Genomic DNA, 26,531 nt, shown 5'->3' with positions numbered 1-26,531 from the left:
TGCCCTGAGATCAGGTGTTCATGCTCTGGAAGAATTCGCCGTTGGTCTTTGTCGACTTGAGCTTGTCGATCAGGAACTCGATCGCATCCATGGTGCCCATGGGGTTCAGAATGCGGCGGAGCACATAGACCTTCTTGAGCTGGTCGCGCGGCACGAGCAGGTCTTCCTTGCGCGTGCCCGAGCGGGCCACGTCGATCGCGGGGAAGACGCGCTTGTCCGAGACCTTGCGGTCCAGGATGATTTCCGAGTTACCCGTGCCCTTGAACTCTTCGAAGATGACCTCGTCCATGCGGCTGCCGGTTTCGATCAGCGCCGTCGAGATAATCGTGAGCGAGCCGCCTTCCTCGATGTTGCGGGCCGCACCGAAAAAGCGCTTCGGGCGCTGCAGCGCGTTCGAGTCGACACCACCGGTCAGCACCTTGCCCGAAGAGGGCACGACGGTGTTGTAGGCACGGCCGAGGCGCGTGATCGAGTCGAGGAGGATGACCACGTCGCGCTTGTGCTCGACGAGGCGCTTGGCCTTCTCGATGACCATCTCGGAAACCTGCACGTGACGTGAGGGCGGCTCGTCGAAGGTCGAGGAAATGACCTCGCCGTTCACCGAGCGCTGCATGTCCGTGACTTCTTCCGGGCGCTCGTCGATCAGCAGAACGATCAGGTAGCACTCGGGGTGGTTGGTCGAGATCGACCGGGCGATGTTCTGGAGAACGACCGTCTTACCGGTGCGGGGCGGGGCGACAATGAGGGCGCGCTGGCCCTTGCCGATCGGCGCCACGATGTCGATGACGCGGGCCGAGAGATCCTTGATGGTCGGATCCTCGATTTCCATCTTCAGCCACTCGGTGGGATAGAGCGGCGTCAGGTTGTCGAAGTGAACCTTGTGCTTGGTCGCTTCCGGATCCTCGAAATTGATCCGGGTGACTTTGAGAAGGGCGAAGTAGCGCTCGCCTTCCTTGGTATTGGGACCGCGGATCTGGCCCTCGACGGTATCGCCGGTGCGCAGCGCGAAGCGGCGGATCTGGGAGGGGGAGACATAAATGTCGTCCGGACCGGCCAGGTAGTTGGCATCGGGCGAGCGCAGGAAGCCGAAACCGTCCTGCAGGACCTCGACGACGCCGGTTCCGACGATCTCGATGTCCTGGGAGGCGAGCTGTTTCAGCGTCGCGAACATGAGCTCCTGCTTGCGCATGGTGCTTGCGTTCTCGACACCGGCTTCCTCGGCGAAGCTGAGAAGCTCCGTCGCCGTCTTTGTCTTGAGGTCCTGGAGCTTTACTTCTTTTTTGATGACGTCTTGCATTGGAAACTCGTTGGGAGGGTGCGAAGAGCCGCCGAGGGGTGGGGGCACCGTATCGCGATGTGCGGGAAGGAACCCATTGTCGGCGGTAGCCGCGCTAGGGGTCCGATGCGATTTGGAATGTGCGGGCTCGTCGGCTGGTGGCTCAGCGATGGTCACGCCGACACAGCGACTCGATCTGATAGACGCAACTCTAGCTCAGAGGTTCCCTCGGAGTCAAAGGGGCAGCGTGTCGAGATGCTCAAATTTTCGTTTCTGCCCACTGCTTTGGCACAAACGATACGAACCGGCAGCGGCGCTTAGAACGGTTTGACGATCACGAGCACCACAATCCCGATCATCAGTACGGCAGGCGCCTCGTTGAGCAGCCGCCAGCGGCGCGCCGGAACCGTATTGGCATCCTGTGAGAACCGTCGGGTCGCCGCCGAAAGATACCCATGAAAACCTGACAGCAGGATGACGAGGGCCAGCTTGGCATGGAACCAGCCGGCCATGAGAAAACCGCCGCGCCAGGCGAGCCACAGGCCCAGAACCCAGGAAAGAACCATGGCCGGGTTGATGATAACCCTGAGCAGGCGGTGCTCCATGACCTTCAGGGTCTCGGAAAGCTCGGAGCCCGGTGCCGCGTCGCAGTGATAGACGAAGAGGCGCGGCAGATAGAGCATCCCCGCCATCCAGGAGATGATGGCAACGACGTGGGCCGCCTTGACCCACATGTAGGCGGCGTCCCCCAGAACGAGGACCACCGCGGCGAGGGCAATGGCCGTGATCCCAAGTGCCACGGCCGCCCTGAGGGCAGGGCTGCCGGCATCGTCGCCGCCTGTCATTGAGCCCCCCCGCGAACCCAGCGCACGAGGTCCGCCACATGCTCGGGCGGGGTCTCGGGCACGATGCCGTGGCCCAAATTGAAGATGAAGGGGCGGCCTTCCATGAGCTCGAGGATTTCGCCGACGCGGGTCTTGAGCGCCTCCCCGCCAGCAACCAGCAGGAGCGGATCGAGATTGCCCTGGACGACGACGTTCTCGCCGTCGAAGGCCTCGGCCATCATGTAGGGCGGCATGGCGGTGTCGCAGCCGATGCCATCCACCTTGGTTTCGGCGACATACCAGAGGGCCGAGCCCTGCGCGCCGCGCGGAAACCCGATGACTGGTACGTCCGGATGCTGTTTGTGCATGGCTTCGACAATGCGCTGGGTCGGGTGGATGACCCACTTCTCGAACTGGTCATCGGGGAGACTGCCCGCCCAGGTATCGAAGATCTGCAGCGCATCGGCGCCAGCCTGCACCTGCCCCGAGAGATACTCGATGGAGGCCTCGACGAGTACGTCCATGAGCTTCTGAAAACCATCCGGATCGCGATAAGCGAAAAGGCGTGCGGCAGCTTGATCTTTCGATCCCCGCCCTTCGATCATGTAGGTCGCGACCGTCCATGGTGCCCCGCAGAAACCGATCAATGCCGTCTCGTCCGGCAGGTCCTGGCGCAGGCGCTGAACCGTCTCGAAGACGCGCTCGAACTTGGGTCGAGTCGCCGTCGGTGACAAGCGGGTGAGATCCGCTGCGGTGCGGAGCGGATCGAGCAGCGGCCCTTCGCCTTCGGCAAAGCGCACGGATTGGCCGAGCGCATCGGGCACCAGCAGGATGTCCGCAAACAGGATCGCTGCATCGAAGCCGTAGCGCCGGATCGGCTGCAGGGTGACCTCGGCCGCGAGCGCGGGGCTGTAGCAGAGATCGAGAAAGCCGCCGGCCTTCGCCCGCGTCTCGCGGTACTCGGGCAGATAGCGACCTGCCTGCCGCATGAGCCAGATCGGTGGTGGATCGAGAGCCTCGCCAGCGAACGGCTGCAGGAAGCGGCGGCGGTCTTTGGGATCGGACTTGTCCACGGATCGGGTCTCTGCCTCTTAATCTTTCAATTCAGAGTCTTCAGGTTTCTTTTCTTCTTCTTACCGCTGTGGGTAGCGGGAATTGGCCGGCTGTCACAAGGGCCTCAACAGGTTCTTCGGGCGGGCCCCGCGCGCCCTCGCAGATCTGGTAGCTCCGCAGCCATGCCCCTACTAGCGACAAAACCGAATTCTGTGCCATGGGCTTACGGACGCAGTTGCAGCTCCAGATATGCCTAACGGGCTGGTGATGGCCGCTGGAAAAGATGCGGAAGTCACCACCCCTGGTCGAAGATCGCCCACACGAGTGACCGGCAGCGGATCCACACGGGGAGACCTGTTGATCGTGCTGTTGGTCAATCGGTGGACGGTGTAGAGTGCCGGCGCTGGCCACGGCACCGCGCTGGATAAGTCGGAACTCTATCAACAAATGCCCCACACCCAGCCGAGCTACTTCCATTTGCATTTGATCTCGGATGCAACCGGCGAGACGCTCACCACGATCGCCAAGGCGGCAGCGGTTCAGTACGCCCAGGTCCGGCCCATCGAGCACGTCCATCCGCTGGTGCGCACGCAGCGTCAGCTCGACCGCGTGCTCCAGGAGATCGAGTCGACGCCGGGCATCGTGCTGTACACGGTCGTCAACGAGCAGTTGCAGACGGCGCTCGAGCAGCGCTGCCGCGATCTTGCCGTGCCCTGCCTGCACGTGCTCGAGCCGATCATGAAGATATTCGAGAGCTATCTCGGGGCGCCGAAGACGCCGATCGTCGCCGGCCAGCACGTGCTCGATGCCGACTATTTCCGCCGCATCGATGCGCTGAATTTCACCATGGCGCACGATGACGGGCGCCTGCCCGACGATCTCAACCAGGCCGACATCATCATTCTCGGCGTGTCGCGCACGTCGAAGACGCCGACGAGCATTTATCTCGCCCAGCGCGGCTACAAGACGACGAACCTGCCGCTCGTGCCCCGCATCGAAATCGCGCCCGCACTGCTCGAGCCGCACAAGGCGTTCGTCGTCGGCCTGGTCGCAAGCCCCGACCGCATCGCCGAGATCCGCCGCCATCGCGCGATGATGATGTCGGACCGCGACCTGGACGATTACGTGGACCGCACGCGTATTGCGGAGGAGATTGCCCATTCGCGGCGCCTCTGTGCGCGTCACGGCTGGCCGGTGATCGACGTGACCCGACGTTCGATCGAGGAAACGGCGGCGACCATCATCAAGCTCATGCATGAGCGCGAGGAAATGCGCGACGAGGAACCGGCGGATGGCTGAGCGCTTGCGCGTCGTTCTTGCCTCGCAGAGCCGCTCCCGGCGGACCATGCTCGAGCAGGCGGGGCTCATCTTCGATGTCGTGCCGTCGGACGTCGACGAGGCGGCCATGCGTGCGACCTTCGAGCCCGAGCGCGCGCTCGACGAGGACTACCCGATCGAGGTCGCCGAGATGCTGGCGGCTGCCAAGGCCGTGGATGTCAGCGTCAGGCTGCCGGATGCGCTGGTGATCGGCTGCGACCAGGTGCTGGCGCTCGCGACTGAACGCCGCATGGAGTTCGGCGGCAAGCGCTGGACCGCGGCGAGCTACGAAATCTTCGAGAAACCCGCGGACATGGCAGCGGCCCGCGCGCACTTGTCGCGTTTGCGGGGACGCGCCCATCAGCTTCATGCCTCCGTCGCAATTGCCCAGGGTGGCGAGGTGCTGTGGACCTGCACGGATAGTGCCGAGCTCAGCATGCGCGATTTCTCGGACGACTTTCTGGCGGAATACCTGTCGCGGGCGGGGGAGCGGGTGTGCGAGTCGGTCGGTGCCTATCAGCTCGAAGGGCTCGGGGTGCAGCTCTTCGAGGAAATAGCCGGCGACTACTTCACCATACTGGGCATGCCGCTGCTTCCCCTGCTCGAGGAGCTGCGTGAGCGCGGCGTATTGTCGATGTGATGGGTGACGTGAATAGCGAAGTAAAACAAGCGTGCGTCATTGGCTGGCCGATCGAGCAATCCCGCTCGCCGCTCATTCATGGCCATTGGCTGAAGACCTACGGCATTGCCGGGCGCTACGACCGCGTCGCGGTGCCGCCGGGTGAGGCTGCGGCCTTTATTCATTCGCTCGAGGCGCGTGGCCTCGAAGGCTGCAACGTCACGGCACCCCACAAGCAGGCCGTCTTCGAGGCAGCCGACTGGCGTGATCCCTCCGCCGAGGCCGTCGGCGCGGCCAATACCGTGTGGCGCGAGGGCGGCAAGGTCTGCGTGGCCAATACGGACACCTACGGATTCATGACGCATCTCGCCCAGTCGGCCCCCGGCTGGGACAAGCGGGACGCGCCCGTCGCGCTCTTTGGCGCCGGTGGGGCGGCGCGCGCCATCGTCTATGGCTTCCTCGACGCCGGTGTGGAGCGGGTTCGCCTGATCAACCGGACGCCCGAGCGTGCCGAGGCGCTGGTCGCGCACTTCGGATCGCGCGTCGAAAGTTGTGCCTGGTCGGATCGCGCGCGGGGCGTCTCGGACGCCGGCGTCGTCGTCAACACGACAACGCTTGGAATGATCGGCAATGCACCGCTCGACCTCGATCTTTCCGCGCTCGATAGGGACGCGATCGTGGCCGATATCGTCTACGTGCCGCTGGAAACGCCGCTTCTTTCCGGGGCGCGGGCAAGAGGACATCGCACAGTGGATGGCCTGGGGATGTTGCTGCATCAGGCCGTGCCGGGTTTTGCGCGCTGGTTCGGCGTGCGGCCCGAGGTGACGCAGGCTCTGCGCGATATTCTCGTTGCCGACATAGAGAGGAAGTAATGCTGCTCATCGGCTTGACCGGCTCGATCGGAATGGGAAAATCGACGGCTGCAGCGCGCATACGGACGCTCGGCATTCCCGTCTGCGATGCGGATGCCATTGTGCACAAGCTGTACAAGGCCGGTGGAGCAGGTGTGGCTCCGATCGAGGCGGCATTTCCAGGCTCGCTCAACGAGGAAGGCGGCATCGATCGCCAGAAACTGGCCGCGACACTGCTCGCCGATCCGAGTGCGTATGCGCGTCTCGAGGCCATTGTTCATCCGCTCGTGCTCGCAACGGAGCGGGCGTTCCTTCAGCAGAAGGCAGCCAAGGGCGTCGAGAAGCTCGTCCTGGAGGTTCCGCTCCTTTTCGAGACGGGCGGCGATCAGCGCGTCGACGTGACGGTCGTCGTCAGCGCACCGCCGGACATTCAACGGCTTCGCGTGCTCGAGCGTGCCGGTATGACGCCTGAGAAGCTCGAGCAGATCCTGTCCCGCCAGATGCCGGACGAGGAAAAGCGTCAGCGCGCTGATTTCGTTGTGGATACCTCGCGCAGCATTCCCGAGACGGAAGCGCAGATCGATCGAATCATGGCCCAGTTGAGCGGGCGAACGGGGACCGCGTTCGCCAAATACTGGGCCTGAGGCCCAGTCTCAATTCCGGGATCCGGGGGAAGGCTTCTCCATGCTGCGCGAGGTGGTGCTCGATACGGAGACCACCGGTCTCGATGCTCGCCGGGGCGATCGCATCATCGAGATCGGATGCGTCGAGCTGATCAATCGCATTCCGACCGACAAGACCTTCCACCACTACATTCATCCCGAAGATCGCGACGTCCATCCGGATGCTCAGGCCATCCACGGCATCTCCATGGACCAGTTGCGCGATAAGCCGAAGTTTCACGAGGTTGCGCCTAAATTCGTCGAGTTCATCGGCGATGCGCCGCTCGTCATCCATAACGCGGCCTTCGACATCGGCTTCATCAATGCGGAGTTTCAGCGCCTTCGCCATCCGGCGATCGGCATGGACCGGGTCGTGGACACGCTCGCCTTGGCAAAGCGCAAGTATCCGGGCGGCCCGAACAGCCTCGATGCGCTTTGCAAACGCTACCAGATCGACAACTCCAAGCGCACATTCCACGGCGCACTGCTGGACTCGTGGCTTCTCGCCGAGGTCTATCTGGAGCTGCTCGGGGAACGGCAGGCGACATTGGGCCTGGCCCAGGCGGCGACCCGTCAACGGAGCGTGGGCGTGGCGACGATCTCCGCCATCCGCACGCGGCCGCGGCCTCTTGCTGCCCGGCTGAGCGAAGCCGACGTCGCCGCGCATCGTGCTTTCGTCGAGACGCTCGGCCCGGAGGCTCTGTGGATCCGGTTCGAACGTCCCGAGGGTGGCGAAAACAGCTCAGGACAGAGTGGTTGACGGTCCGGCCTGGGGCGGCATGCCGAGCTGCTTCTTGCGCATGTAAAGCGCCCCGAAATCAACGGGATCGAGAAGCAGCGGCGGGAAGCCGCCTTCGCGCGTGATGTCGGCGACGACGCGGCGCAGGAATGGAAAGAGCAGCGAAGGGCAGTTGACGAAGAGCATGGGCTCGAGCGCCTGCGGTGGCGCATTCTCGATCTGGAAGGCCCCGCCGTAGACGACCTCGAACTCGTAGATCACAAGATCTTTGGCCTCGGCGCGTGCTTTGAAATCGATGGCCGACTCATAGAGATTGGCGCCGAGCTCGGCGATGCTGACATTGATCTCGACGTCGAGGTTCGGGCTTTCGGGCGCGCTCGTGATGAGCTTGCCGATATTGGGATTTTCGAAGGAAAGATCCTTGATGTATTGGCCGGCAATGCGCACCTGAACCTGCTGGGGCTGCGCTGCACCGGCGGACGCGGCAGGACCATTGCCGGATGTAGGTGTCGGATTTTTCGGCATGGTGATGCAGCGCCTCTACAGTGGACGTGATCGGGTGAAGATGTCATGTGCTCAGCACAGGTGGCGGGTAGCACGCGTGACGGCACGTCGCAATCCTTTGGCGAGATTGCCGGCGCCTAGATCTCGTCCCAATCTTGGGGGAATGGGATGCTGAACTGGAACCTTTGTGGGGCGGATGCAATGATCTCGCGCTGGGGGCTTGGTATGCGTGCATTCCTGAGTTTGGGTGGACGCGGCGCTGCGATCTTTTGCGCTGCTTTGGCACTGTCGTGGGCGTCCGCCGCCACGGCGCAGAATCCGGGGAAGCCGGCAGGCAGCAGTCCGCTCGGAAATCCTTCCTGGAACACGGACGTCAAACCGGAAACGACGATCGCCGGGATCGCGCTAGACCCGCAGCAGATCGAGACGGTCGGGAAGGTCAGTCGTTACTTCAATGGTCTCGAGAACCTACGCGGCACGTTTGTGCAGACGACCGCCGACAACAAGCGGATGCGCGGCACGTTTTTCGTGAAGCGTCCCGGGCGCCTCAGGTTCGAGTACAATCGCCCGAGTCGGCAGCTCATCGTGTCGGACGGAAAAATGCTGGCGATCCAGGATCTCGAGGTGCAATCGGATGATCGGATCGCGCTCGATCAGACGCCGTTCCGGCTGCTTCTGCGCAAGGACGTCGATCTGCTCCGGGATGCGAGCATCATCGAGGTGCAGGAGGCGGAGGACCTGATCATCCTCGCGCTGCAGGACAAGAGCCCCGATGCGCCAGGCCAGATTCGCCTGTTCATGACGAAGACGCCGGGGCTCGAACTCAGGGAATGGGTGACGACCGATTCGCAGGGCGCCGATACGCGCGTCGAGGTTGCGAACCTGGACCGGCCCGAGGATCTGGACGTCGAATTATTCCGCGTGATCAGCCCGGCGCTGAGAAAGCAGAAATAGATCAACGAGTTGATGGCTTGACTTCGGTGCTGCGCGAATCCCTTCGCGCGGCGCTTGAAACAATCAGTAAAAGAATCGTGAGTGTTTGCTGGGCGGACCTTGATTTTCGGTCACAGGCAACTAAATTCGACTGTAGAGCGGTGGATGTCACACACTCGGCAGTGCCCCCCGTCTAGCCGAAGACATCAATCCGCTGCACCGGCTTCCCTCCCGGTGCGAAGCGCCGAAAAAGCGCTCCAGCGCCCAACCTCTCCCCCCGGGGTTGGGCGCTTTTCCTTTTCAGAACTGCATCTTCTCTAAAGCAGATAAAAAGGGCGCGCAACCCAAGATCTCAGGCGGGCGCAGGCACGCCCTCGGTTACCAGCAGCGCGTGGTCGATACGTCGCAGCTCGTCGGCGACGCGATTGAGGCGCTCGGTAATGCGATCGACGAAATGACCGGCGAGGTCCGGGTCATCGAGCATCTGAGCGTGCAGGCCGGTGCGCGTGATCCGCAAGGCGCGGACCGTGGTGTGGGCAACGACCGTCGCGCCGTGCTCGTGCTCGACCAGCATGGCGAGCTCGCTCAACAGCGACCCGGTGCCGATAGCCTGCGCGTTGAGGCCGGCCGCCGGCTCGTCGTCCAGAAAGCGGACGGCATCGCCGGCGACGATCAGCACGGCCGCATCTCCAGCGGCGCCCGCCTCGACGATGGTCTCCCCCGGGCCATAGACGATGCGCTCCGACTGCCGCACGATCTCCGTGAGCTGCAGAGGGCTCAAACCTCTGAAGATCTCCTGCGACATGAGCTGGCGCGCCAGCACGCTGATGGACATGGGTGGACTCCACTTGCCACGCTTGGCCTAGGTACGCTCGGCTGATTCGGGCGGCGTCACCAAGGCCGCACGGCCGGTCCATCCCTTTTCCCCTCGAAACCCACAGGCCAGCACGGCGCTCCCACGGCTGGACGCCCGGAAAGGTGACCCCTAAGGTCGCCTACAACAGATAAATCGCGCCATCGGGAGGAACTAAAATGGCCGCAGCAGCCACCCTCAAATCCATGCTCCGCTCGGGCCCGATGGTCATCGCGCCGGGCGCGTACGACTGCCTGACCGCCCGCCTCGTGGAGCAGGCCGGATTTCCGGCCGTCTATATGACCGGGGCCGGCACCTCGGTCTCGCATGGGCTCCCCGACTACGGTCTGCTGACGATGACGGAGATGGTCGCGAATGCCGGTCGCATGGCCGCGACGGTCGGCGTGCCGCTCATCAGCGATGCCGACACGGGCTACGGCAACGAGCTCAACGTCTATCGGACCGTGCAGTCCTTCGAGCGGGCGGGCGTGTCGGCGATCCATATCGAGGATCAGGTGTTCCCGAAGCGCTGCGGCCATCTCGATGGCAAGGAGCTGGTCAGCCGCGAGGATTATGCGGCCAAGATCCGGGCGGCTGCGGTAGCCCGCAGGACTGCCGATTTCCTGATCATCGCGCGTACGGATGCGCGCGGCGTCGCAGGTTTCAACGAGGCGGTCGCACGCTGCAACATGGCGCTGGAAGCCGGTGCGGATATGGCCTTCTTCGAGGCGCCGCAGTCCGTCGAGGAAGTGGCTGCCGTGCCGCGCGCCGTGAAGGGGCCGTGCCTCTTCAATAATGTGCTGAGCGGCAAGACGCCGGCTATCCCGCACCCGGAGATCGAACGTATGGGCTATCGGCTCGCGATCGTGCCGGGCATGCTGATGTCGTCGATCATCGGGCTGTGCGACAAGCTCTTGGCCGAGCTCAAAGCCACGGGTCTGACGCCGGCGACATTCAGCGGCGGCGGCCCCTCGGTGACCTTCGCCCGTGTCGGTGCTGCCGACTGGGATCAGCGGCGCACGGCTTTCCGCGACGCGGGCCCGCCGAAGACAGGGCGCGACGCGGCGGAATAGGCTGGATTAGTCCTTGGGTACGCCGGGGAAGGTGTTCGCGAGCATGGGCTGGCCGAAATAGAAGCCCTGCTGATGCGTGATGCCGGCTCGGGCCATCATCTGCGCCGTCTCCTCGTCGCCGACCCATTCGGCCACGGTTTCGAGATTGAACGTCTCCGCGATCTCGACCAGCGTCTTGATGAACACCTGATTGTCGGGCTCGGACGCGAGGTTCCTGATGAAGGAGCCGTCGATCTTGACCATGTCGACGTTGAGGGTCTTCAGGTTCTTGAAGGACGTGTAGCCGGCGCCGAAGTCGTCGATGGCGACGCGGCAGCCGAGCTCCTTCAGCGTATCGACGAACGCGATCGACACGTCGAGGTCGTGGATTGCTGCGGTCTCGGTGATCTCGATGGTCAGCCGCTCGGTGATCTGCCGGCGGCCGCCCGTGAGCCGGTGCAGCGCCACCAGCCATTCGTGGTCGCTCGAAGTGTAGCCGGAGACGTTGATCGACAGGCGTATGGCCGGATTTTCCTTGGCGAAATCGACGGCAAGCTCCAGCACACGACGATCGATGAAGCGCGACAGGCCAAGCTGCTCGGCGAGTGGGATGAACTCGCCGGCGGAGACGATGCTGCCGTCCGGACGCTGCATCCTGAGCAGGCACTCGTAGAATGCGGGCTTGCGCGTCCGCGTATCGACGATCGGCTGCAGTGCGAGCAGCATCCGGTTCTGCTCGAGGGCCGAGATGACCTCGTCGGCGATGGAGATATTGCGCTGGCGCGCCTCCTCGGTGGAGACGCACGGCGCGTAGGCGGCGAAGCCGTCGTGACGGCGGGCCTTGGCCTTGTCGAGGGCCTGTAGCGCGTGGCCCAGCGCCTGCGGAACTGTCGACGCCTGGTCGGGCAGGAGCACGCCGCCGATGGAGATCGTTGCGGAGAGCTGGCAGGCCGCCGTGCGGATTGTCGTGTCGCGTACGATGCGCACGAGCCGCTCGGCCGCGACGCGCATGGCCCCCGGACCGCAGTCATTGAGGATGATGCCGAACTTGTTGGACGAGTAGCGCCCGACGGCATCGCCAACACGCATGTGCGCGCGGATGATCTGGGCTACGGCCGCGAGCACTTCGTCGCCGACCTCGAAGCCGAAGCTGTCGTTGATGGTCGCCATGTTGTCGACGGCCACCATGAGGAAGCAGGCTGTCCGCCGGGTGCGTTCCGCCCGGGCAAGGATCGAGCCAAGGGCCTCGGTGAGACGGATACGATTGAGCTGGCCGCTCAGCTCGTCGTGATCGGAGCGATGCAGCAGGCGCTGCTCTTCCCAGTAGCGATCGTTGATGACGCGGATGACGCCGCACACGGTTTGCGGCCGGCCATTCTCGTCCAGAACGCTCTGCCCGTGGTCCTCCAGCCAAAGCGATCCGGCGGTGCGCCGTCCGCCGGGCGAGAACCGGTACTGCACGCGGAACTGAACGCTACCCTCGACGGGATCGCCGGCCGGACCCAAGACAGCCTCGGCGCGCCGTTGATGATGTTCTGGCGCGATAAGGAACTGGAAGTCGGCGCCCGAAGCTATGAGCTCAGCCGAGCGGACGCCGAGCACCTTGGCGGCGTTGGCCGCCCACTCGATGCGGTCGCTCTCGAGATCCCAGGTATACGCTGTTTCCTGGACCGCCGAGAGGATGCCGACAAGGTCCAGCTCCGAGCGGGGCGCTGCCTCGTCCGCTTCTTCGCGTGGGGGCTCGCGACCGAAGCCGCGGCTGCCCGATGGTTCGCCTGCGGATCTCATGCGTAGAGCGGGCGTATGTGCTTCGGCGAAATCGCGGACGGATGACACGGTACAGTATTCCGTTGTGCGGGCGTCAGTATGCATCTGGATTCTCAAGGAATTCAGCGCTCTGAGGCAGGGAAACCGTACCGGTAACAAGTTAACAAGCGATCAAGTCAGCGCGAATTGGGCGGCCATCGCCATGCCATGTCAGCACGGCTGCCGCCCAACGGGCGCAGACGATCAGCTATCGGATCGCGTAGGCGAGGTGCCCAGGGAGCTACAATCGGCGGTTCAGTGATCGCCGATATTGAGATCGCGGCGAGCGGTGCGGATGCCGATCATGAAGCCGGCAACGACGTCGATAAGCGTCGCGATCATGATGAAGAAGAACACGGAGGTTGCCGCCTGCGGGACGAGCAGGAATTCGACGAGGCAGGCAATGAAAACGAGCATCGACAGGCCGTGGTCGAGCAGCGAAGCCGAGGACGTGTAGGTGGCTTTGATCAGCTCGAAGAAGAGCATGAACATGGTGACCAGAATGAGCAGATCGCCCATCGAGAAGCGCCACCGCGCGCCGCCGACCATCGGGAGCTCGAAGATGACCTTACGCAGGACGTCGTCCGCGTGAGCACCGCCGCTGAACAGCACGACAATGTTGTAGAGAATAAACGGGATAACAATGAGCGGCAGAGCCCTCAGCGACATGACGATCTCCCTCGTTGCGCCGCCGCGGCGGCAAGCTCACCGCGCTATCGTGCGAATATGGCCGGAAGTGGCCGTTCAAAGGGATCGGCGCGCTGCCGAAGATATCCCGAAGGGACCGAGGAGCGCGAAGCGGCGCGAGGCTGAGACCAGCACCCGGCCGCAGCTCGCTAGACCTCGCTCTTCGCCGGCAGGACCTGGCGATCGCGATAGGTGCCCGCCTTCAGGTCGATATGGTGCGGACGGCGGATGTTGCCGGTCTTCTTGTCCTCGACCAGCGTCGGCGCCGAGATCGCATCTGCAGAACGGCGGTTGCCGCGCTTCATCCGCGACACTTTCTTCCTGGGGACGGCCATGGTTCATACTCTCCTGTGTGGGCGCCGCACCACGCTTCCGCAGGCGGCGGCCTCAAGCTGGCGCGACCTTTCAGAGTGACGGCCCGGGCTTGAAAATGGGATGTCGCGATCAGCCGGCCGCCCTGCGGCCAGCGTCGCAATCGGGCCGGCTTATAGCGCCTTTCCCCGGAATTGGCCAGTGGTTGTTTGGCGGCTGATTCGGGGTGCTGCCGAATCAACAGTTGTTCAGGGCACCAGCTTGTAGCCCCCCATCTCGGTAATCAGCAGCTCGGCGCTCGAAGGATCCTTCTCGATCTTCTGGCGCAGGCGATAGATGTGGGTCTCCAGCGTGTGGGTCGTGACCCCTGCGTTGTAGCCCCAGACCTCGTGCAGCAGCACGTCGCGCGTGATGACCTTCTCGCCGGCCCGATAGAGGTATTTGAGGATCGAGGTTTCCTTCTCGGTCAGGCGGATCTTCTTGCCGGTCGTGTCGATCAGCACCTTGGAGGCCGGCTTGAACGTGTACTGCCCGATCGAGAAAACAGCGTCCTCGCTCTGCTCATGCTGGCGAAGCTGGGCACGGACCCGCGCCAGCAGCACGGCGAACTTGAACGGCTTGGTGACGTAGTCGTTGGCGCCGGCATCGAGGCCGAGGATGACGTCGGAATCCGCGGTATTTCCGGTCAACATGATGATCGGGCTCTTGAAACCGGACTTGCGCAGGATCTTGCAGGCCTCGCGACCGTCCATGTCCGGCAGGCCGACGTCGAGCAGAATGAGATCGAGGCGCGTCTCGCGCGCAATCTCGACGCCTTGGCTCGCCGTGCTTGCGGTCAGGATGTGGAACTCGTCGTGCAGCGCGAGCTGATCCTTCAGAGAAGCACGAAGCTCCTCGTCGTCATCGACGAGCAGGATCGTCCGTGCCGTACTCATGTGGCAGCGCTCCCCATTGGCGAATTGTGCGGGCGCAGCATATCACTGGTTGCCCAATGGAAACAGCTATCGAGGCAAAGATGGCAATCCGGCGTCAGGAGACTTGCCATTCCAGAGATATGGCACGTTGTTCCGGCTCCCGAATCTGGGTTGCTGCGCGCTCTCGGGGGGCCGCGCAGGGCTGGCTCAGGCTCGGCTCGCTCATGCTTCCGTGCGCACTCGGACGAAGCGGACGATCGGCCATCAAGCGCGAGGGCGATGGTGCGACGCCGAGCGGAATATGGCGGCCGGTGCTGGTGCTCTACCGGGCGGACCGCCGACAGCGGCCGAGAACGGCCCTGCCCGTGCGCCCGCTGAAGGCGGACGACGGATGGTGCGACGCCGTAGGTGACAGAAACTACAATCGCTGGGTGCGCCATCCTTATCCTGCAAGTGCCGAGCGCCTCTGGCGCCTGGACGCGCTCTACGACGTGATCGTCGTGTTGGACCATAACCGGCGCCCACGGATGCAGGGGGCGGGCAGCGCCATCTTCGTGCATCTGGCCCGGCCGGGATATGCCCCGACCGAGGGGTGCATTGCGCTTGCGCCGCGCCACCTGCTCCTGGTGCTTGCGGCGGCGGGGCGCAACACATGCATCGCGATCGCGTGAGCAAAAAGACCGCGGGGTGAGCGACGACACTGGGGGAGCAATCGGCTCAGGCCCCGCGGTCCGGCACCGCAAGGGTGCGGTACCGTCCGGCGCCCGGGAAGAAGGTCGTCTCGCCGGGATGTTTGAGAGGAGATTGGGACCGTTCCTAGTGTCCCGGTTCCGAAGTTCGCCACACCTCAGTACTGGCGTCCCGAGCGAACTTCGGAACCAAAAGGGACACTAGTGTCGGAATTTCTCTAGTGTGACTCAGATCGAGAAATTCGCTCGGCACGGTTCCGCGAAACCTGGCGAATTTCTCGATCATCACGCTAGCACGGTCCCAACAAAGTACGGGTCAAGAAGCGGACCGGATGCCGACGGAAGGCATCCGGAACTCAGCCTCAGGGCACGACCTCGCCATGCAGGCGGATGTCGAGACCCTCGACCTCGGTCTGCTCGTCGACACGGAGGCCCATGGTGACCCGGATGATCATGAGGATCACGAAGGTCGCCACCGCGCACCACACGATCGTGGCGACGATGCCGTAGAACTGGATCCAGAGCTGGCCGACGTTGCCCTCGAGCACACCCTTGGTGCCGCCGATCGCCTCGACCGCGAACACACCGGTGAGGAGTGCACCGACGATGCCGCCGATGCCGTGGATACCGAACACGTCGAGGCTGTCGTCATAGCCGAGCGCGCGCTTGATGCCCGTCGAAGCGATGAAGCACACGACGCCCGCGGCGAGGCCGAGAACCAGCGCGCCCTTCGGATCGACGAAGCCCGCAGCCGGCGTGATGGCGACGAGACCGGCAACAGCACCCGAGGCAATACCGAGAATGCTGGGCTTGCCGTGCGTCATCCACTCCGAGAACATCCAGGCGAGAGCGGCCGCGGCGGCTGCAATCTGCGTCACGAGCATGGCCATGCCGGCCGAGTCGTTGGCAGCAGCGGCCGAGCCCGCATTGAAGCCGAACCAGCCGACCCACAGGAAGGCCGCGCCCATTGCGGTGTAGACGAGATTGTGCGGCGCCATGTTCTCCGCGCCATAGCCGCGACGACGGCCAAGGACGAGCGCAGCAACGAGGCCGGCGATGCCCGAGTTGATGTGCACGACCGTGCCGCCGGCGAAGTCGAGAACGCCGTCCTTGCCGAGGAAGCCGCCGCCCCAGACCCAGTGGCAGATCGGCGCGTAGACGAAGATCAGCCACAGCGTGATGAAGACGAGGAAGCTCGAGAACTTCATCCGGTCGGCGACCGCGCCGGCGATCAGGGCCGGCGTGATGATCGCGAACGTCATCTGGAACGTCGCGAACACCGACTCAGGAATCGTTCCCTGCAGAGACTCCTTGCCGATGCTCGCGAGGAACATCTTCTCGAAGCCACCCATATATGCATTGAGCGCACCGCCATCGCCGAAAGCGATCGAGTAGCCGACGACCATCCAGACAATGGAGAGGAGGCAGGCAGCCGCGAACGACTGCATGACGGTTGCGAGCGCGTTCTTCTTGCGGACCATGCCGCTGTAGAAGAGTGCAAGGCCGGGGATCGTCATCATCAGGACGAGCACGGTCGACGTGAGCATCCATGCCGTATCGCCAGAATTGAGCGTCGGCGTGGGCTTCGTTTCGGCGGCCTGAGCCAGCGCGGGCAGCGCGGTGGTCATGTTGACCATGGCCCATGCGGCGGTCATCGCCGCAACGCTGGTTATCTTACGAATGCATGTCTTCATGGGTCTATTCCTGCCACCAGTCCGGTTTGAGGTTTGAGCTTCATCGAGGTCGACGCGCCAGCCGAACTGCTCCCCCGTCTGCCATGGCAGGCCGGCAAGTGGCGGGCGCGGCGTCGGGTCTCCTAGAGAGCGTTGTCGTCCGTCTCGCCGGTTCGAATGCGCAGCGTGTGCTCGATCGGAGAGACGAAGATCTTGCCGTCGCCGATCTGGCCGGTTTTGGCGGCGTTAGCGATGGCGGCGACTGCCTTGTCGACCTCGGCCGAGGTGACGGCGACCTCGATCTTGATCTTGGGAAGGAAGTTCACGGCGTACTCGGCGCCGCGATAGATCTCGGTATGCCCTTTTTGGCGGCCATACCCCTTGACCTCGGACACCGTCATGCCCTGCAGCCCGAGGTCCGTCAGCGCGGACCGCACCTCCTCGAGCTTGAACGGTTTAATGATCGCAGTAATCAGCTTCATGGCCATCCGACCTCGCGTCTTGGCACACCCCCGACGAAGCAGCAGACGTGCGCGTTCCAAGGCCTGCGGAGAGCAGGCTTTGGTTAAGACTCAAGGGGCGTGCCAATTTGGAGAGGAACGATTAAGCCGTTGAAATATATGGCACTAATGTGACGTCTGGGGGCAGAAGATAGCCATTTGGGCAATCATAATTGCCGGGAAAACAGGCAAAACGGCAGTTTTGCCCGCTAAAGCGCCGGGCCTCGAATGCGACTCACAGTTCGGGTCGGGCTAGCTGACCACAAATCCGGTCGGCTGGCGGCGCATCAGGCCTTCCTGGGTCGTCGAGGCGACCAGCAGCCCGTCGCGGGTGAAAACACTTCCCCGGCAGAAGCCGCGCGCGCCGAACGCCGAGGGACTGTCCTGGGCATAGAGGAGCCATTCGTCGGCGCGGAATGGCCGGTGGAACCACATGGAGTGGTCGAGGCTCGCGAGCTGGAGATCCTTGTCGAACATCAGCTTGCCATGGGCGATCAGCGCCGTGTCGAGCAGTGTGAAGTCCGAGGCATAGGCCAGCACGCACTGGTGGAGCGGGAAGGAATCGGGGAGCGGCTTGGTCGCACGCATCCAGATGAGCTGGCGCGGCTCGCGCTTGTCGCGGGCGAAATAGCGGGAGACATCGACGGGGCGGATCTCGATCGGCCGCTCGCGCTCCCAATAGCGGCGCATGTTCTCCGGGAGCTTGTCGAGCATCCGCTCCTTGAGGTCTTGCTCATTGGGGAGATCCTCGGGCGCGGGGGCTTCCGGCATCGGCGCGTGGTGGTCGAACCCCTCCTCGTGCTTGTGAAACGAGACGCTCATGGCGAACATGGCGCGGCCGTGCTGGATGCCTTTCACACGCCGCGTGGTGAAGCTGCCGCCATCCCGGATCCGCTCGACGTCGTAGATGATCGGCTCGGCCGGATCGCCGGGGAGCAGGAAATAGGCGTGCGCCGAATGTGCGACGCGCTCCTCCGGCACCGTGCGGACGGCCGCGACAAGAGCCTGGCCGAGCACCTGCCCACCATAGACGCGCTGCCAGCCGGCTTTGGGCCCGCGACCACGGAACAGGTTCTGCTCCAGCCGCTCGAGGTCCAGTATAGAGACGAGATCATCGACGGCGCTGGACTCGGACGCTTTCTTTCTGGCCATGGTGGCGGCATCCTCGGGATCGTTGGCAGGGCGGGTCGCAATTCGGTGTACGCACTACAGCATAAAGTTGGAGCGCTGAATGCGCGATCATGACGTTGTCATTGCGGGCGGGGGGCTGACCGGGCTCGTCCTCGCGCGCACGCTTGCCGGGGTCTTCGGTCGCGATGCCCGGATTGCCCTGCTCGATGCCGGCGGGGCCGCTGGCCGGGCGGATCCGCGGAGCTACGCGCTCTCGGCCGGCTCGCGTCGGCTGCTGGAGGCGGTTGGCATCTGGAGCGCGGTGGCTGGTGAGGCTCAGCCGGTCAGCGGCATCGACATCACGGATTCGAGCCTGACTGACGCCATCCGGCCGATCCTGCTGAGCTATGACACCGCTGTCGCCGAGGGCGAGCCGGGCATGTGGATCGTGCCTGCGGATGCGCTCCAGCGGGCAGCGATGGCGGCCTTGGCGGGGGTTGCAGGCGTCACGCAAATTTCCGCGACGGCGACCGGCCTGGCTGCGGACGCAAGTGGTGTCGCCGTGCAGCTTGCCGATGGCCGGTCATTGAACGCGGGCCTCGTCGTCGCCTGCGACGGCCGCAATTCGCCGCTGCGCACGGCCGCCGGCATCAAGACGGTGGATTGGCGCTACGAGCAGACAGGCATCGTCACGACGGTTCGGCACGAGCGCCCGCACGGTGGCCACGCTGTCCAGCATTTTCTTCCTGGCGGACCATTCGCGATCCTGCCGCTGACCGGCAATCGCGCGTGCGTGACCTGGACGGAAGAAGCCGGCGAGGCCGCGCGCATTCTCGCGCTCGATGATGCAGGATTTCTCAGCGAGCTCGAGAAGCGCTTCGGCCACCGGCTCGGCGCGCTCGAACTTGCCGGGCCGCGCGGAAGCTGGCCGCTCGCCATGCATCTCGCGCGCGAGCTGATCGCACCGCGATTCGCGCTCGCGGGAGATGCCGCGCGTGGTGTGCATCCGATCGCCGGGCAGGGCCTCAATCTCGGCCTGCGCGATGTAGCGGCACTGAGCGAGTGCCTCGTGGATGCGGTGCGGGTTGGCCTCGATGTGGGCGATGCGACGGCGCTCGAGCGCTACGCGCGCTGGCGGCGCTTCGATGGCGCGGCCTCGGCGGCAGCCTTCAGCGCGCTCAATGCGCTCTTCTCGCAGGACAATGCACTGCTGCGCTCCGTGCGCGATGCGGGTCTCGGGATTGTCGATCGTATGCCCGGCCTCAAGCGCGCGCTCGTCGGCGAAGCGGCGGGCCTGACAGGCGAGGTGCCGAAGCTGCTGAAGGGTGAGGCGCTGGCGATTTGACGGCTACTGCTGCTCCAATGGCCGGCAGTAGGTCTCGCGCATGGCGAGTGTGCAGAGGAAGCCGATGACGCAGCCGACGATGATGACGCTGAGCGCAGTTCTGTAGGCGCCTGCATCGTAGAGCCGCGCCCCGGCAGCCATCTCGCCTTTCCAATTCAGATCGAGCAGCCAGCCGAGCAAGGGCTGGAAGAGCGCGCCCGCACCAGTCACGAGGCCGTTCACCAGCCCGATGGCGGTGGCGCTGAGCGCCGGCGGGTTGTTCTCGCGCGCGGCAGCGAAACCGACGATCTGCGATGCGCCGCCAAACCCGCAGATGAAGCAGAGCGCCATCAGCGCGGGCACCGACAGACCAGGCACATAGAGAATGACGGACATGGCGGCAATGCAGACGACGAGCCCCGCAATGAATGGCGAGCGGCGACGGCCTATGCGGTCCGAGGCCCAGCCGATGAGCGGCGCGCCCAATGCCCAGCCGAGGAACACGGTCGAGGTGATCGACGCCGCGGCGGTCCGGTCGATGCCAAGCGTCGTGACGAAATAGGGAACACCCCACAGGCCGGCAAAGCCGAGCAGGGGTCCTGTCGTGCCGAGGCCCGCGATGGCGATGAGCCAGGTCTGGCGATTGCGGGCAACGCGCCCGAGGCCGGCGAGCATCGGCGCGGACGCTCTCGCCTCGTGCGGGCGGTCGCGAACCGTTGCCCAGGCCGCCACCGCGAGGCCCACACCGCCCATGGCGAGCGCGAGGATGGCGCCCCGCCAGTCGAGGGCCTCGACCACGAGCCGGAAGGGCGCCTGGCCGAACACGCCGCCGAGCATCCCCATCATCATGGCGAGGCCTGAAAGGAGTGCGAAGCGCTGGGCGGGGAACCACAGCCCCGCGACCGCCATGGCGCCGACCAGACTGAAAGCCGCCGCCGCGCCGATGACGAAGCGGCCGACCGCGACGCCCGAGATGCCGGCGCTGAGCGCGAAGATGGCGCAACCGGCGACGCAGCCGAGGGCGGCCATGGTCATGAGGCGGCGCGGGCCGAAGCGGTCGATCAGCATCCCGACCGGGACCTGCATGCCCGCATATCCGAAGAAGTACACGGCCGAGAGATTGCCGATCACAGCGCCGCCGACGGCGAGGTCGCGCATCATCTCGTCGATCATGACGCTCGGCGCGACCCGCAGGATCCAGGCATAGAAGAAGAACAGGGCACCCGTGGCCCAGCCGAGGAGATGGATCGCCGGCAACGTGCTGGTCCTTTGGATCTCTGCGGGCTTCCCCGCCGGAGCGGGCCTTCGGGTGCGCCTTGTGGCCTTGTCCGCACCGTGCGCACGGTCGCCGCGCTGGTCAACGCCTGGTCCGGTAAGGCCGGTCTGCGGGAAAGCCGATCGGCAAGGCGCTTGACACATAAAGATATCTTTATATGATTTCAGGACCCTCGGCAGTGAAGCCGGAGAAGGGCCCCAATGTCGCTGTCCTCGCAGAGCGTCGTCACCATCCTGAAAGCGGCCGCGGAGCCGACGCGGCTGCGCATTCTGCTGCTGCTTGCGGTCAGCGAACTCAACGTCAAGGACCTGACGCGCATCCTCGGCCAGAGCCAACCGCGCATCAGCCGTCACCTCAAGCTGCTCGCCGAAGCGGGCCTCATCGAGCGCACGCGCGAAGGGAGCTGGGCCTACTTCCAGCTCGTCGTCGCGGGGCCTGCGGGCGCGCTCGCGCGCCGCCTCCTCGAGAGCGTCGATCTGGCCGATGCCCAGCTCCAGCGCGACCGCAACCGCGCCGAGGCCGTGAAGCGCGAACGCGAGGCAGCCGCGCAGACCTATTTCGAGTCACACGCCGCGCAGTGGGACGAGATCCGCTCGCTGCACGTGACCGAGAGTGCCGTCGAGACGGCGATGCGTGCGGCGCTTGGTGCCGGGCCGTTCCGTCATTTCGTCGATGCGGGCACCGGCACGGGCCGCGTCCTGCAGCTCTTTGCCGATCGCTTCGAGCGCGGCACGGGCATCGACATCAACCACGCCATGCTCGCCTATGCGCGCGCGAAGCTCACGGCGGCGGGCGTCGCCCACGCGCGCGTGCGCCACGGCGATCTCTACGACCTCGGTCTCGAGGATGGCAGCGCCGATGCCGTGGTCGTGCACCAGGTGCTGCACTTCCTCAGTGATCCCGCGCAGGCCATTCGCGAGGCGGCGCGCATCCTGGAGCCGGGCGGACGGCTGCTGATCGTGGACTTCGCCCCGCACGAGCTCGAGTTCCTGCGCGAGAGCCAGGCGCACGAGCGCCTCGGATTCCCACCCGCCCAAGTGGAGCTGTGGCTTCAGGAGAGCGGACTGAAGGTCCTTTCGGTCAACAAGCTCGCGCCTGAAGCGGGAGATCCCGAAGGAAAGCTGACCGTGATGCTGTGGACGGCGGAGCGCCTGCGCGTGCACGCCCACAGCCGGCAGACAGAGCGCATTTCAAAGGTAGAGGTTGTCGGGTGATGAAGTCAGTCCAGCAATTGCACGAGCGGCGGAGCCGCCTCGTCGGCGACGGCGAGATCACCGTTTCCTTCGAGTTCTTTCCGCCGAAGACCGAGCGCATGGAAGAGGCGCTCTGGACGTCGATCCGCCGCCTCGAGCCCCTGGCGCCGGAGTTCGTCTCCGTCACGTACGGCGCGGGCGGCTCGACGCGCGAGCGCACGCACGCGACGGTGGCCCGCATCGTCCAGGAGACGAAGCTCGCACCCGCGGCGCATCTCACCTGTGTCGGCGCGACGCGCGAGGAAGTCGACGAGGTCGTGCGCGAGTATTGGGATGCCGGCGTCCGCCGCATTGTGGCGCTGCGTGGCGATCCGGCCGCGGGTGTCGGCGCGCGCTACGAGCCGCATCCGGGCGGATACCAGAGCACGGCGGATCTCGTACGCGGCATCAAGGCGATCGGCGCTTTCGACGTCTCCGTCAGCGCCTATCCCGAGAAGCATCCCGAGAGCGCGACCGTCGACGTCGATCTCGACACGCTCAAGGCCAAGATCGATGCGGGTGCCGACCGCGCGATCACGCAGTTCTTCTTCGATAATGCGCATTTTCTGCGCTATCTCGAAGCGGCCCGCAAACGCGGCATCTGGGCGCCGATCGTGCCGGGCATCGTACCCATTCACAACTTCAAGCAGGTCTCGGGTTTCGCCGCGCGGACAGGCGCGAGCGTGCCGGCGTGGCTCGCGCGCCGCTACGAGGGCCTCGACGACGACCCTGCGACCACGCATCTCGTCGCGGCGGCCGTCGCTGCCGAGCAGGTGATCGATCTGGTCGATGAAGGCATCCGCCAGTTCCACTTCTACACGCTGAACCGCGCCGATCTCGTCTACGCCATCTGCCACCTGCTCGGGTTGCGGCCGCAGTCGACAGGCGCAGGATCGGTCGTTGCCAAAGGTGCAGCATGAACGACGCCAACCCAAGTCCCGTGGATCCGCGCCAGCGGGAGGCGCGCATCGTCGAGCTTCATCAGGCTTCGCGCGAGCGCATTCTGATCATCGATGGCGCCATGGGCACGATGATCCAGCAGTACAAGCTGGACGAGGCGGCCTATCGCGGCGCGCGCTTCGCCAATCATCCGAAGGACGTCAAAGGTAACAACGACCTCCTCGTGCTGACGCAACCCGCGATCATTCAGAAGATCCACGAGCAGTATCTCGAAGCCGGCGCCGACATCATCGAGACGAACACGTTCAACGCGCAGCGCATCTCGCTCGCTGACTACGCCATGGAGCCGCTCGCCTACGAGATCAACTTCGAGGCGGCGAAGATCGCACGGGCGGCCGCGGATAAATTCTCGACGCCCGAGCATCCACGATGGGTCGCGGGCGCCATCGGGCCGACCAACCGCACGGCCTCGATCTCGCCGGATGTGAACAATCCGGGCTTCCGCAATGTCTCCTTCGACGAGCTGCACGAGGCCTATTCGGAGCAGGTGCGCGGGCTCATCGATGGCGGCTCGGACATCCTGATCATCGAGACGATCTTCGATACGCTCAATGCGAAGGCGGCCGGTGTCGCGGTGCTCGACGTGTACGACGAGAAGGGCGTCGAGTTACCGATCATGATCTCGGGGACCATCACGGATCGCTCGGGGCGCACGCTCTCGGGCCAGACGGCGGAGGCCTTCTGGTACTCCATGCGGCATCTGAAGCCGTTCTCGATCGGGCTCAACTGCGCGCTCGGTGCGGAGATGATGCGGCCGTACATCGCGGAACTGGCGCACGTCGCGGATACGCTCGTCTCGGCCTATCCGAACGCTGGCTTGCCGAATGCCATGGGCGAGTACGACGAGACGCCGCACGACATGTCCTGCCAGATCGAGCCTTGGGCGCGCGATGGCCTGCTCAACGTCGTCGGCGGTTGCTGCGGCTCGACGCCGGATCACATCCGCCACATCCGCGAGCACGTCGAGAAGCATCCGCCGAGGAAGCCCGCGAAGATCGAGCAGCGCATGCGGCTCTCGGGCCTCGAGCCCTTCGTGCACGGGGCGTGAGCAAGAGCACTACTTCATCTCGGCGACGATCCCGCGCGCGATGAGATCGCTGGAGGCGTCGGCGCCGTATCCAAGCTCTTCAAGGATCTCGCGGCCGTGCTCGCTGATCTTCGGCGGGTTGAGACGTGTGCCGAGGCGGCGGCCTCCGAGCTCGATCGGCAACGCGGGTGTCACGGTCTCGGTGCCATCCGGAAGCGTCACCGGCAAGAGCCCGCCGGATTCGTTCAAGTGCGGATCGTCGAACAGCTCATGCGGCTTGGCGATTGGCGCATAGGGTAGGCCCGCGGCAGCAACCTTTGCTTCGAGGTCGTCGCGCTTCCACTGCGCGAATTGCTCGCGGACGTAGGGCAGAAAAACATCGCGATTATTCGCCCGCATGGCGTTGGTCTTCAGCCGCTCGTCCGCCAGGAGGTGAGCGAAGCCAAACTCGTCGCAGAAGATCTTCCATTGCGTTTCGGTCACGACGGCAAGGAAGAGCTGGCCGTCCGCGCAGTCGAACACATTGTAAATTCCCCAGGCGGCCTGGAGACGCTGCGGCATTGGGGCCGCGGGCGTGCCTGTAACGACGTACTGCATCATGTGCTGGCCGACAAGAAACGCGCAGTTCTCATACAGGGCGCTCTGAACGAGCTGCCCTTTGCCGGTGCTATCGCGCTCACGCAGCGCCGCAAGGATGCCGATCGCGGCAAACATGCCGCCCATGACGTCATTGACTGAAGCGCCGGCGCGAAGCGGCTGGCCGAGCGGGCCCGTCATGTAGGCGAGGCCCGCCATCATCTGCACGACCTCATCGAGGGCTGCGCGTTTGTCGTAGGGGCCGGAGAGAAAGCCCTTCAGTGAGCAGTAAACGAGGCGCTCGTGTGATTTCTTCAGTTCCTCATAGCCGAGGCCGAGCGCGTCCATGGCGCCGGGGCGGAAGTTCTCGGTGAGCACGTCGGCGGACGCGATGAGCCTCTTCGCGATCTCCATGCCTTCAGGCGTCTTCATGTCGAGGGCAAGCGAGCGTTTGTTGCGGTTGTAGGTCGCGAAGAAGCCCGCGCCCGAGCCGACCATGCGCCGCGTGTTGTCGCCATTGGGGGCGGGCTCGACCTTGATCACGTCCGCGCCGAGATCACCGAGAATGAGGCCGCAGGTCGGGCCCATGATGACGTGGCAGAACTCGACCACGCGGACACCGGCGAGCGGCAAATCATTGGCGGGCATGGCAGCGATCATCTCCCTGGCGGGCGGGGCTGTCATGCAGCGCCTCGCGTTTCTTGACACCTACAGCAGGGGGCCATTTGATGCCCGCTGAACTCAGAGAATATAGAGCACGACGCGGCTTGGCCCGCCAAGTCTCCTGCGGAGACGGTGGGCGCATGGCGCGCATGTGGTGCCAGGGGAGATGCGGAGGATGATGAACTTGTTTGCGCCGCCCGCGGTGATCCGGGCCGAGATCTTCTCGCGCATGCCCGATGAGCTGCGCCGCCCCAAGCGCACGCAATGGGGCGACTTCAACAAGGCAGGTCAGCCGGTCGACTGCTTCCTCGAGGGGCCGAGCTTCGACGCGGATGGGCATCTCGTCGTCACCGACATTCCGCACGGGCGCATCTTCAAGGTCTCGTCGTCGGGGGCCTGGACGCAGGTGACGGAGTACGACGGCTGGCCGAACGGCCTCAAGTTCCACGCCGACGGCCGCGCCTTCATCACGGACTACAAGCGCGGGATCATGACGCTCGACATGGCGAGCGGAAAGGTGACGCCGCTCATCGAGACGATCCGCTCCGAGAGCTTCAAGGGCGTCAACGACCTGCACTTCGCGGCGAACGGCGATCTCTACTTCACCGACCAGGGCCAGACCGGGCTGCATGATCCGACGGGTCGCGTCTATCGCTACACCGCAGCAGGGCAGCTCACCTGCCTCGTGAACACGATCCCGAGCCCGAACGGCATCGTGCTCGATCTGCATGAACGCGTCGTCTACGTCGCCGTCACGCGCGGCAATGCCGTGTGGCGCATCCCGCTGATGATCGATGGCGGCGTGTCGAAGGTCGGCTTGGCGATCCAGCTTTCCGGCGGCCTCGGCGGACCGGACGGCATGGCGCTCGATGCGGAAGGCGGGCTCGTGGTCGCGCATATCGGGCTCGGCGTTTGGCGCTTTGACCGGCTCGGCCGGCCGACGCACTTCATCGAGCCGCCCGTTGGCCAGTTCGTCACGAACATCGCCTTCAGGGGCAAGCAGCTCTACATGACCGAATCCGAGACCGGCCACATCCTCGTGGCCGACATGCCATTTGCCGGCAAGCCGATGTTCGGCCCGGTTTCACGGAGCTGAAAG

26 protein-coding genes and 1 pseudogene are annotated in these 26,531 nt (G+C 64.7%); 13 read left to right on the top strand and 14 right to left on the bottom strand.

The window, feature by feature from the left end; all coding sequences use genetic code 11:
- Positions 1 to 10: 10 nt before the first annotated feature.
- The 3 genes from rho to hemE form a co-directional block, all read right to left on the bottom strand.
- Entirely contained in the window at positions 11 to 1,297 is a 1,287-nt protein-coding gene (gene rho, locus CS1BSM3_RS12940; RefSeq protein WP_072387477.1) for a transcription termination factor Rho, read from the bottom strand.
- A gap of 296 nt (positions 1,298 to 1,593) precedes the next feature.
- Positions 1,594 to 2,121 (bottom strand): protoporphyrinogen oxidase HemJ, encoded by a 528-nt coding sequence (hemJ, locus tag CS1BSM3_RS12935; protein WP_072387476.1) that lies wholly within the window; start codon positions 2,119 to 2,121, stop codon positions 1,594 to 1,596.
- Positions 2,118 to 3,137, bottom strand: coding sequence for a uroporphyrinogen decarboxylase (gene hemE / locus CS1BSM3_RS12930; protein WP_244540517.1), 1,020 nt, complete (start codon positions 3,135 to 3,137; stop codon positions 2,118 to 2,120). The genes hemJ and hemE overlap by 4 nt, the downstream gene beginning before the upstream one ends.
- Positions 3,138 to 3,600: 463 nt before the next feature.
- Between hemE and CS1BSM3_RS12925 the strand changes: the two genes are divergently transcribed.
- From CS1BSM3_RS12925 to dnaQ, 5 genes are read left to right on the top strand one after another with little or no spacing between them, the layout of a single operon-like run.
- A complete protein-coding gene (locus tag CS1BSM3_RS12925) occupies positions 3,601 to 4,452 on the top strand; it encodes a pyruvate, water dikinase regulatory protein (protein WP_072387474.1) in 852 nt (283 codons plus the stop codon).
- Entirely contained in the window at positions 4,445 to 5,110 is a 666-nt protein-coding gene (locus CS1BSM3_RS12920; protein WP_072387473.1) for a Maf family protein, read from the top strand. Before CS1BSM3_RS12925 ends, CS1BSM3_RS12920 begins: the two co-directional genes overlap by 8 nt.
- Before the next feature lie 8 nt (positions 5,111 to 5,118).
- Complete coding sequence (locus CS1BSM3_RS12915) at positions 5,119 to 5,961, top strand: shikimate dehydrogenase (protein ID WP_244540490.1); 843 nt, start codon at positions 5,119 to 5,121, stop codon at positions 5,959 to 5,961.
- Positions 5,961 to 6,584: a dephospho-CoA kinase gene (gene coaE / locus CS1BSM3_RS12910; protein WP_072387471.1), complete on the top strand. Its 624-nt coding sequence runs from the start codon at positions 5,961 to 5,963 to the stop codon at positions 6,582 to 6,584. Before CS1BSM3_RS12915 ends, coaE begins: the two co-directional genes overlap by 1 nt.
- Before the next feature lie 43 nt (positions 6,585 to 6,627).
- On the top strand, positions 6,628 to 7,362 hold the full coding sequence (gene dnaQ / locus CS1BSM3_RS12905; protein WP_072388175.1) for a DNA polymerase III subunit epsilon: 735 nt from the start codon (positions 6,628 to 6,630) through the stop codon (positions 7,360 to 7,362).
- Here the strand turns inward: dnaQ and secB are convergent.
- Positions 7,345 to 7,866, bottom strand: coding sequence for a protein-export chaperone SecB (gene secB / locus CS1BSM3_RS12900; protein ID WP_072387470.1), 522 nt, complete (start codon positions 7,864 to 7,866; stop codon positions 7,345 to 7,347). The genes dnaQ and secB overlap by 18 nt on opposite strands.
- A gap of 204 nt (positions 7,867 to 8,070) precedes the next feature.
- Here secB and CS1BSM3_RS12895 point away from each other — a divergent pair, with 204 nt between their 5' ends.
- On the top strand, positions 8,071 to 8,799 hold the full coding sequence (locus tag CS1BSM3_RS12895; RefSeq protein WP_072388173.1) for a LolA family protein: 729 nt from the start codon (positions 8,071 to 8,073) through the stop codon (positions 8,797 to 8,799).
- Positions 8,800 to 9,130: 331 nt separating this feature from the next.
- Here the strand turns inward: CS1BSM3_RS12895 and CS1BSM3_RS12890 are convergent, their stop codons facing one another.
- Positions 9,131 to 9,613 carry a Crp/Fnr family transcriptional regulator gene (locus tag CS1BSM3_RS12890; protein WP_072387469.1) on the bottom strand — a complete coding sequence of 161 codons (483 nt, stop codon included), beginning with the start codon at positions 9,611 to 9,613 and terminating at the stop codon, positions 9,131 to 9,133.
- 197 nt (positions 9,614 to 9,810) lie between these two features.
- On the opposite strand from CS1BSM3_RS12890, the gene CS1BSM3_RS12885 reads away from it, so the two are divergent.
- Positions 9,811 to 10,704 carry an isocitrate lyase/PEP mutase family protein gene (locus CS1BSM3_RS12885; RefSeq protein WP_072387468.1) on the top strand — a complete coding sequence of 298 codons (894 nt, stop codon included), beginning with the start codon at positions 9,811 to 9,813 and terminating at the stop codon, positions 10,702 to 10,704.
- Positions 10,705 to 10,710: 6 nt separating this feature from the next.
- On the opposite strand, the gene CS1BSM3_RS12880 is transcribed toward CS1BSM3_RS12885, so the two are convergent.
- The 4 genes from CS1BSM3_RS12880 to CS1BSM3_RS12865 form a co-directional block, all read right to left on the bottom strand.
- The gene (locus CS1BSM3_RS12880; protein ID WP_244540489.1) at positions 10,711 to 12,519 is read right to left on the bottom strand and encodes a putative bifunctional diguanylate cyclase/phosphodiesterase; all 1,809 of its coding nucleotides are present in this window, start codon (positions 12,517 to 12,519) and stop codon (positions 10,711 to 10,713) included.
- A 225-nt stretch (positions 12,520 to 12,744) separates the two neighbouring features.
- Positions 12,745 to 13,158, bottom strand: coding sequence for a hypothetical protein (locus CS1BSM3_RS12875; protein ID WP_072387467.1), 414 nt, complete (start codon positions 13,156 to 13,158; stop codon positions 12,745 to 12,747).
- A 167-nt stretch (positions 13,159 to 13,325) separates the two neighbouring features.
- Positions 13,326 to 13,511, bottom strand: a complete 186-nt coding sequence (rpmF, locus tag CS1BSM3_RS12870; protein WP_072387466.1) for a 50S ribosomal protein L32 — start codon at positions 13,509 to 13,511, stop codon at positions 13,326 to 13,328.
- 225 nt (positions 13,512 to 13,736) lie between these two features.
- Complete coding sequence (locus CS1BSM3_RS12865; protein WP_072387465.1) at positions 13,737 to 14,423, bottom strand: response regulator transcription factor; 687 nt, start codon at positions 14,421 to 14,423, stop codon at positions 13,737 to 13,739.
- Positions 14,424 to 14,626: 203 nt separating this feature from the next.
- Here CS1BSM3_RS12865 and CS1BSM3_RS12860 point away from each other — a divergent pair, with 203 nt between their 5' ends.
- Positions 14,627 to 15,073 carry a L,D-transpeptidase family protein gene (locus CS1BSM3_RS12860; RefSeq protein ID WP_244540488.1) on the top strand — a complete coding sequence of 149 codons (447 nt, stop codon included), beginning with the start codon at positions 14,627 to 14,629 and terminating at the stop codon, positions 15,071 to 15,073.
- A 380-nt stretch (positions 15,074 to 15,453) separates the two neighbouring features.
- Here CS1BSM3_RS12860 and CS1BSM3_RS12855 read toward each other — a convergent pair whose 3' ends face one another.
- From CS1BSM3_RS12855 to tesB, 3 genes are all read right to left on the bottom strand, one after another.
- Positions 15,454 to 16,728, bottom strand: a complete 1,275-nt coding sequence (locus CS1BSM3_RS12855) for an ammonium transporter (RefSeq protein WP_244540516.1) — start codon at positions 16,726 to 16,728, stop codon at positions 15,454 to 15,456.
- Positions 16,729 to 16,907: 179 nt separating this feature from the next.
- Complete coding sequence (locus CS1BSM3_RS12850) at positions 16,908 to 17,246, bottom strand: P-II family nitrogen regulator (RefSeq protein ID WP_072388167.1); 339 nt, start codon at positions 17,244 to 17,246, stop codon at positions 16,908 to 16,910.
- A 270-nt stretch (positions 17,247 to 17,516) separates the two neighbouring features.
- Positions 17,517 to 18,416, bottom strand: a complete 900-nt coding sequence (gene tesB / locus CS1BSM3_RS12845) for an acyl-CoA thioesterase II (protein WP_072387463.1) — start codon at positions 18,414 to 18,416, stop codon at positions 17,517 to 17,519.
- A 79-nt stretch (positions 18,417 to 18,495) separates the two neighbouring features.
- On the opposite strand from tesB, the gene CS1BSM3_RS12840 reads away from it, so the two are divergent.
- Positions 18,496 to 19,719, top strand: a complete 1,224-nt coding sequence (locus CS1BSM3_RS12840; RefSeq protein ID WP_072387462.1) for an FAD-dependent monooxygenase — start codon at positions 18,496 to 18,498, stop codon at positions 19,717 to 19,719.
- 3 nt (positions 19,720 to 19,722) lie between these two features.
- Here the strand turns inward: CS1BSM3_RS12840 and CS1BSM3_RS12835 are convergent, their stop codons facing one another.
- Complete coding sequence (locus tag CS1BSM3_RS12835) at positions 19,723 to 20,955, bottom strand: MFS transporter (RefSeq protein WP_174263682.1); 1,233 nt, start codon at positions 20,953 to 20,955, stop codon at positions 19,723 to 19,725.
- 219 nt (positions 20,956 to 21,174) lie between these two features.
- Between CS1BSM3_RS12835 and CS1BSM3_RS12830 the strand changes: the two genes are divergently transcribed.
- From CS1BSM3_RS12830 to CS1BSM3_RS12820, 3 genes and pseudogenes are all read left to right on the top strand, one after another.
- Positions 21,175 to 22,188, top strand: a complete 1,014-nt coding sequence (locus CS1BSM3_RS12830; RefSeq protein WP_072387461.1) for an ArsR/SmtB family transcription factor — start codon at positions 21,175 to 21,177, stop codon at positions 22,186 to 22,188.
- Positions 22,188 to 23,126, top strand: coding sequence for a methylenetetrahydrofolate reductase [NAD(P)H] (gene metF, locus CS1BSM3_RS12825; RefSeq protein ID WP_072387460.1), 939 nt, complete (start codon positions 22,188 to 22,190; stop codon positions 23,124 to 23,126). Before CS1BSM3_RS12830 ends, metF begins: the two co-directional genes overlap by 1 nt.
- A pseudogene (locus tag CS1BSM3_RS12820) lies at positions 23,123 to 24,199 on the top strand (homocysteine S-methyltransferase family protein); the annotation flags it as partial. The gene metF and the pseudogene CS1BSM3_RS12820, both read left to right, overlap by 4 nt.
- A gap of 24 nt (positions 24,200 to 24,223) precedes the next feature.
- Here CS1BSM3_RS12820 and CS1BSM3_RS12815 read toward each other — a convergent pair.
- Complete coding sequence (locus CS1BSM3_RS12815; protein ID WP_244540487.1) at positions 24,224 to 25,453, bottom strand: CaiB/BaiF CoA transferase family protein; 1,230 nt, start codon at positions 25,451 to 25,453, stop codon at positions 24,224 to 24,226.
- A gap of 157 nt (positions 25,454 to 25,610) precedes the next feature.
- Here CS1BSM3_RS12815 and CS1BSM3_RS12810 point away from each other — a divergent pair, with 157 nt between their 5' ends.
- The gene (locus CS1BSM3_RS12810) at positions 25,611 to 26,528 is read left to right on the top strand and encodes an SMP-30/gluconolactonase/LRE family protein (protein WP_072388161.1); all 918 of its coding nucleotides are present in this window, start codon (positions 25,611 to 25,613) and stop codon (positions 26,526 to 26,528) included.
- Positions 26,529 to 26,531 lie beyond the last annotated feature (3 nt).

Origin of the sequence: Hyphomicrobium sp. CS1BSMeth3, assembly GCF_900117415.1 — a bacterium.
Taxonomy (GTDB): Bacteria; Pseudomonadota; Alphaproteobacteria; order Rhizobiales; family Hyphomicrobiaceae.
Note: the sequence above shows the minus strand (reverse complement) of the source record. Positions and strands in the feature narration are given on the sequence as shown.

Bases quoted from the DNA above. Each gene is read 5' to 3' on its own strand.
- CS1BSM3_RS12860 (WP_244540488.1), top strand. From the start codon at position 14,627: ATGCTTCCGTGCGCACTCGGACGAAGCGGACGATCGGCCATCAAGCGC.
- CS1BSM3_RS12865 (WP_072387465.1), bottom strand. From the start codon at position 14,423: ATGAGTACGGCACGGACGATCCTGCTCGTCGATGACGACGAGGAGCTT.
- CS1BSM3_RS12850 (WP_072388167.1), bottom strand. From the start codon at position 17,246: ATGAAGCTGATTACTGCGATCATTAAACCGTTCAAGCTCGAGGAGGTG.
- hemJ (WP_072387476.1), bottom strand. From the start codon at position 2,121: ATGACAGGCGGCGACGATGCCGGCAGCCCTGCCCTCAGGGCGGCCGTG.
- coaE (WP_072387471.1), top strand. From the start codon at position 5,961: ATGCTGCTCATCGGCTTGACCGGCTCGATCGGAATGGGAAAATCGACG.
- secB (WP_072387470.1), bottom strand. From the start codon at position 7,866: ATGCCGAAAAATCCGACACCTACATCCGGCAATGGTCCTGCCGCGTCC.
- CS1BSM3_RS12895 (WP_072388173.1), top strand. From the start codon at position 8,071: ATGCGTGCATTCCTGAGTTTGGGTGGACGCGGCGCTGCGATCTTTTGC.
- CS1BSM3_RS12840 (WP_072387462.1), top strand. From the start codon at position 18,496: ATGCGCGATCATGACGTTGTCATTGCGGGCGGGGGGCTGACCGGGCTC.
- CS1BSM3_RS12830 (WP_072387461.1), top strand. From the start codon at position 21,175: ATGTCGCTGTCCTCGCAGAGCGTCGTCACCATCCTGAAAGCGGCCGCG.
- CS1BSM3_RS12815 (WP_244540487.1), bottom strand. From the start codon at position 25,453: ATGACAGCCCCGCCCGCCAGGGAGATGATCGCTGCCATGCCCGCCAAT.
- CS1BSM3_RS12885 (WP_072387468.1), top strand. From the start codon at position 9,811: ATGGCCGCAGCAGCCACCCTCAAATCCATGCTCCGCTCGGGCCCGATG.
- CS1BSM3_RS12875 (WP_072387467.1), bottom strand. From the start codon at position 13,158: ATGTCGCTGAGGGCTCTGCCGCTCATTGTTATCCCGTTTATTCTCTAC.
- metF (WP_072387460.1), top strand. From the start codon at position 22,188: ATGAAGTCAGTCCAGCAATTGCACGAGCGGCGGAGCCGCCTCGTCGGC.
- CS1BSM3_RS12890 (WP_072387469.1), bottom strand. From the start codon at position 9,613: ATGTCCATCAGCGTGCTGGCGCGCCAGCTCATGTCGCAGGAGATCTTC.
- CS1BSM3_RS12855 (WP_244540516.1), bottom strand. From the start codon at position 16,728: ATGGTCAACATGACCACCGCGCTGCCCGCGCTGGCTCAGGCCGCCGAA.
- CS1BSM3_RS12810 (WP_072388161.1), top strand. From the start codon at position 25,611: ATGAACTTGTTTGCGCCGCCCGCGGTGATCCGGGCCGAGATCTTCTCG.
- rpmF (WP_072387466.1), bottom strand. From the start codon at position 13,511: ATGGCCGTCCCCAGGAAGAAAGTGTCGCGGATGAAGCGCGGCAACCGC.
- rho (WP_072387477.1), bottom strand. From the start codon at position 1,297: ATGCAAGACGTCATCAAAAAAGAAGTAAAGCTCCAGGACCTCAAGACA.
- CS1BSM3_RS12920 (WP_072387473.1), top strand. From the start codon at position 4,445: ATGGCTGAGCGCTTGCGCGTCGTTCTTGCCTCGCAGAGCCGCTCCCGG.
- tesB (WP_072387463.1), bottom strand. From the start codon at position 18,416: ATGGCCAGAAAGAAAGCGTCCGAGTCCAGCGCCGTCGATGATCTCGTC.
- CS1BSM3_RS12925 (WP_072387474.1), top strand. From the start codon at position 3,601: ATGCCCCACACCCAGCCGAGCTACTTCCATTTGCATTTGATCTCGGAT.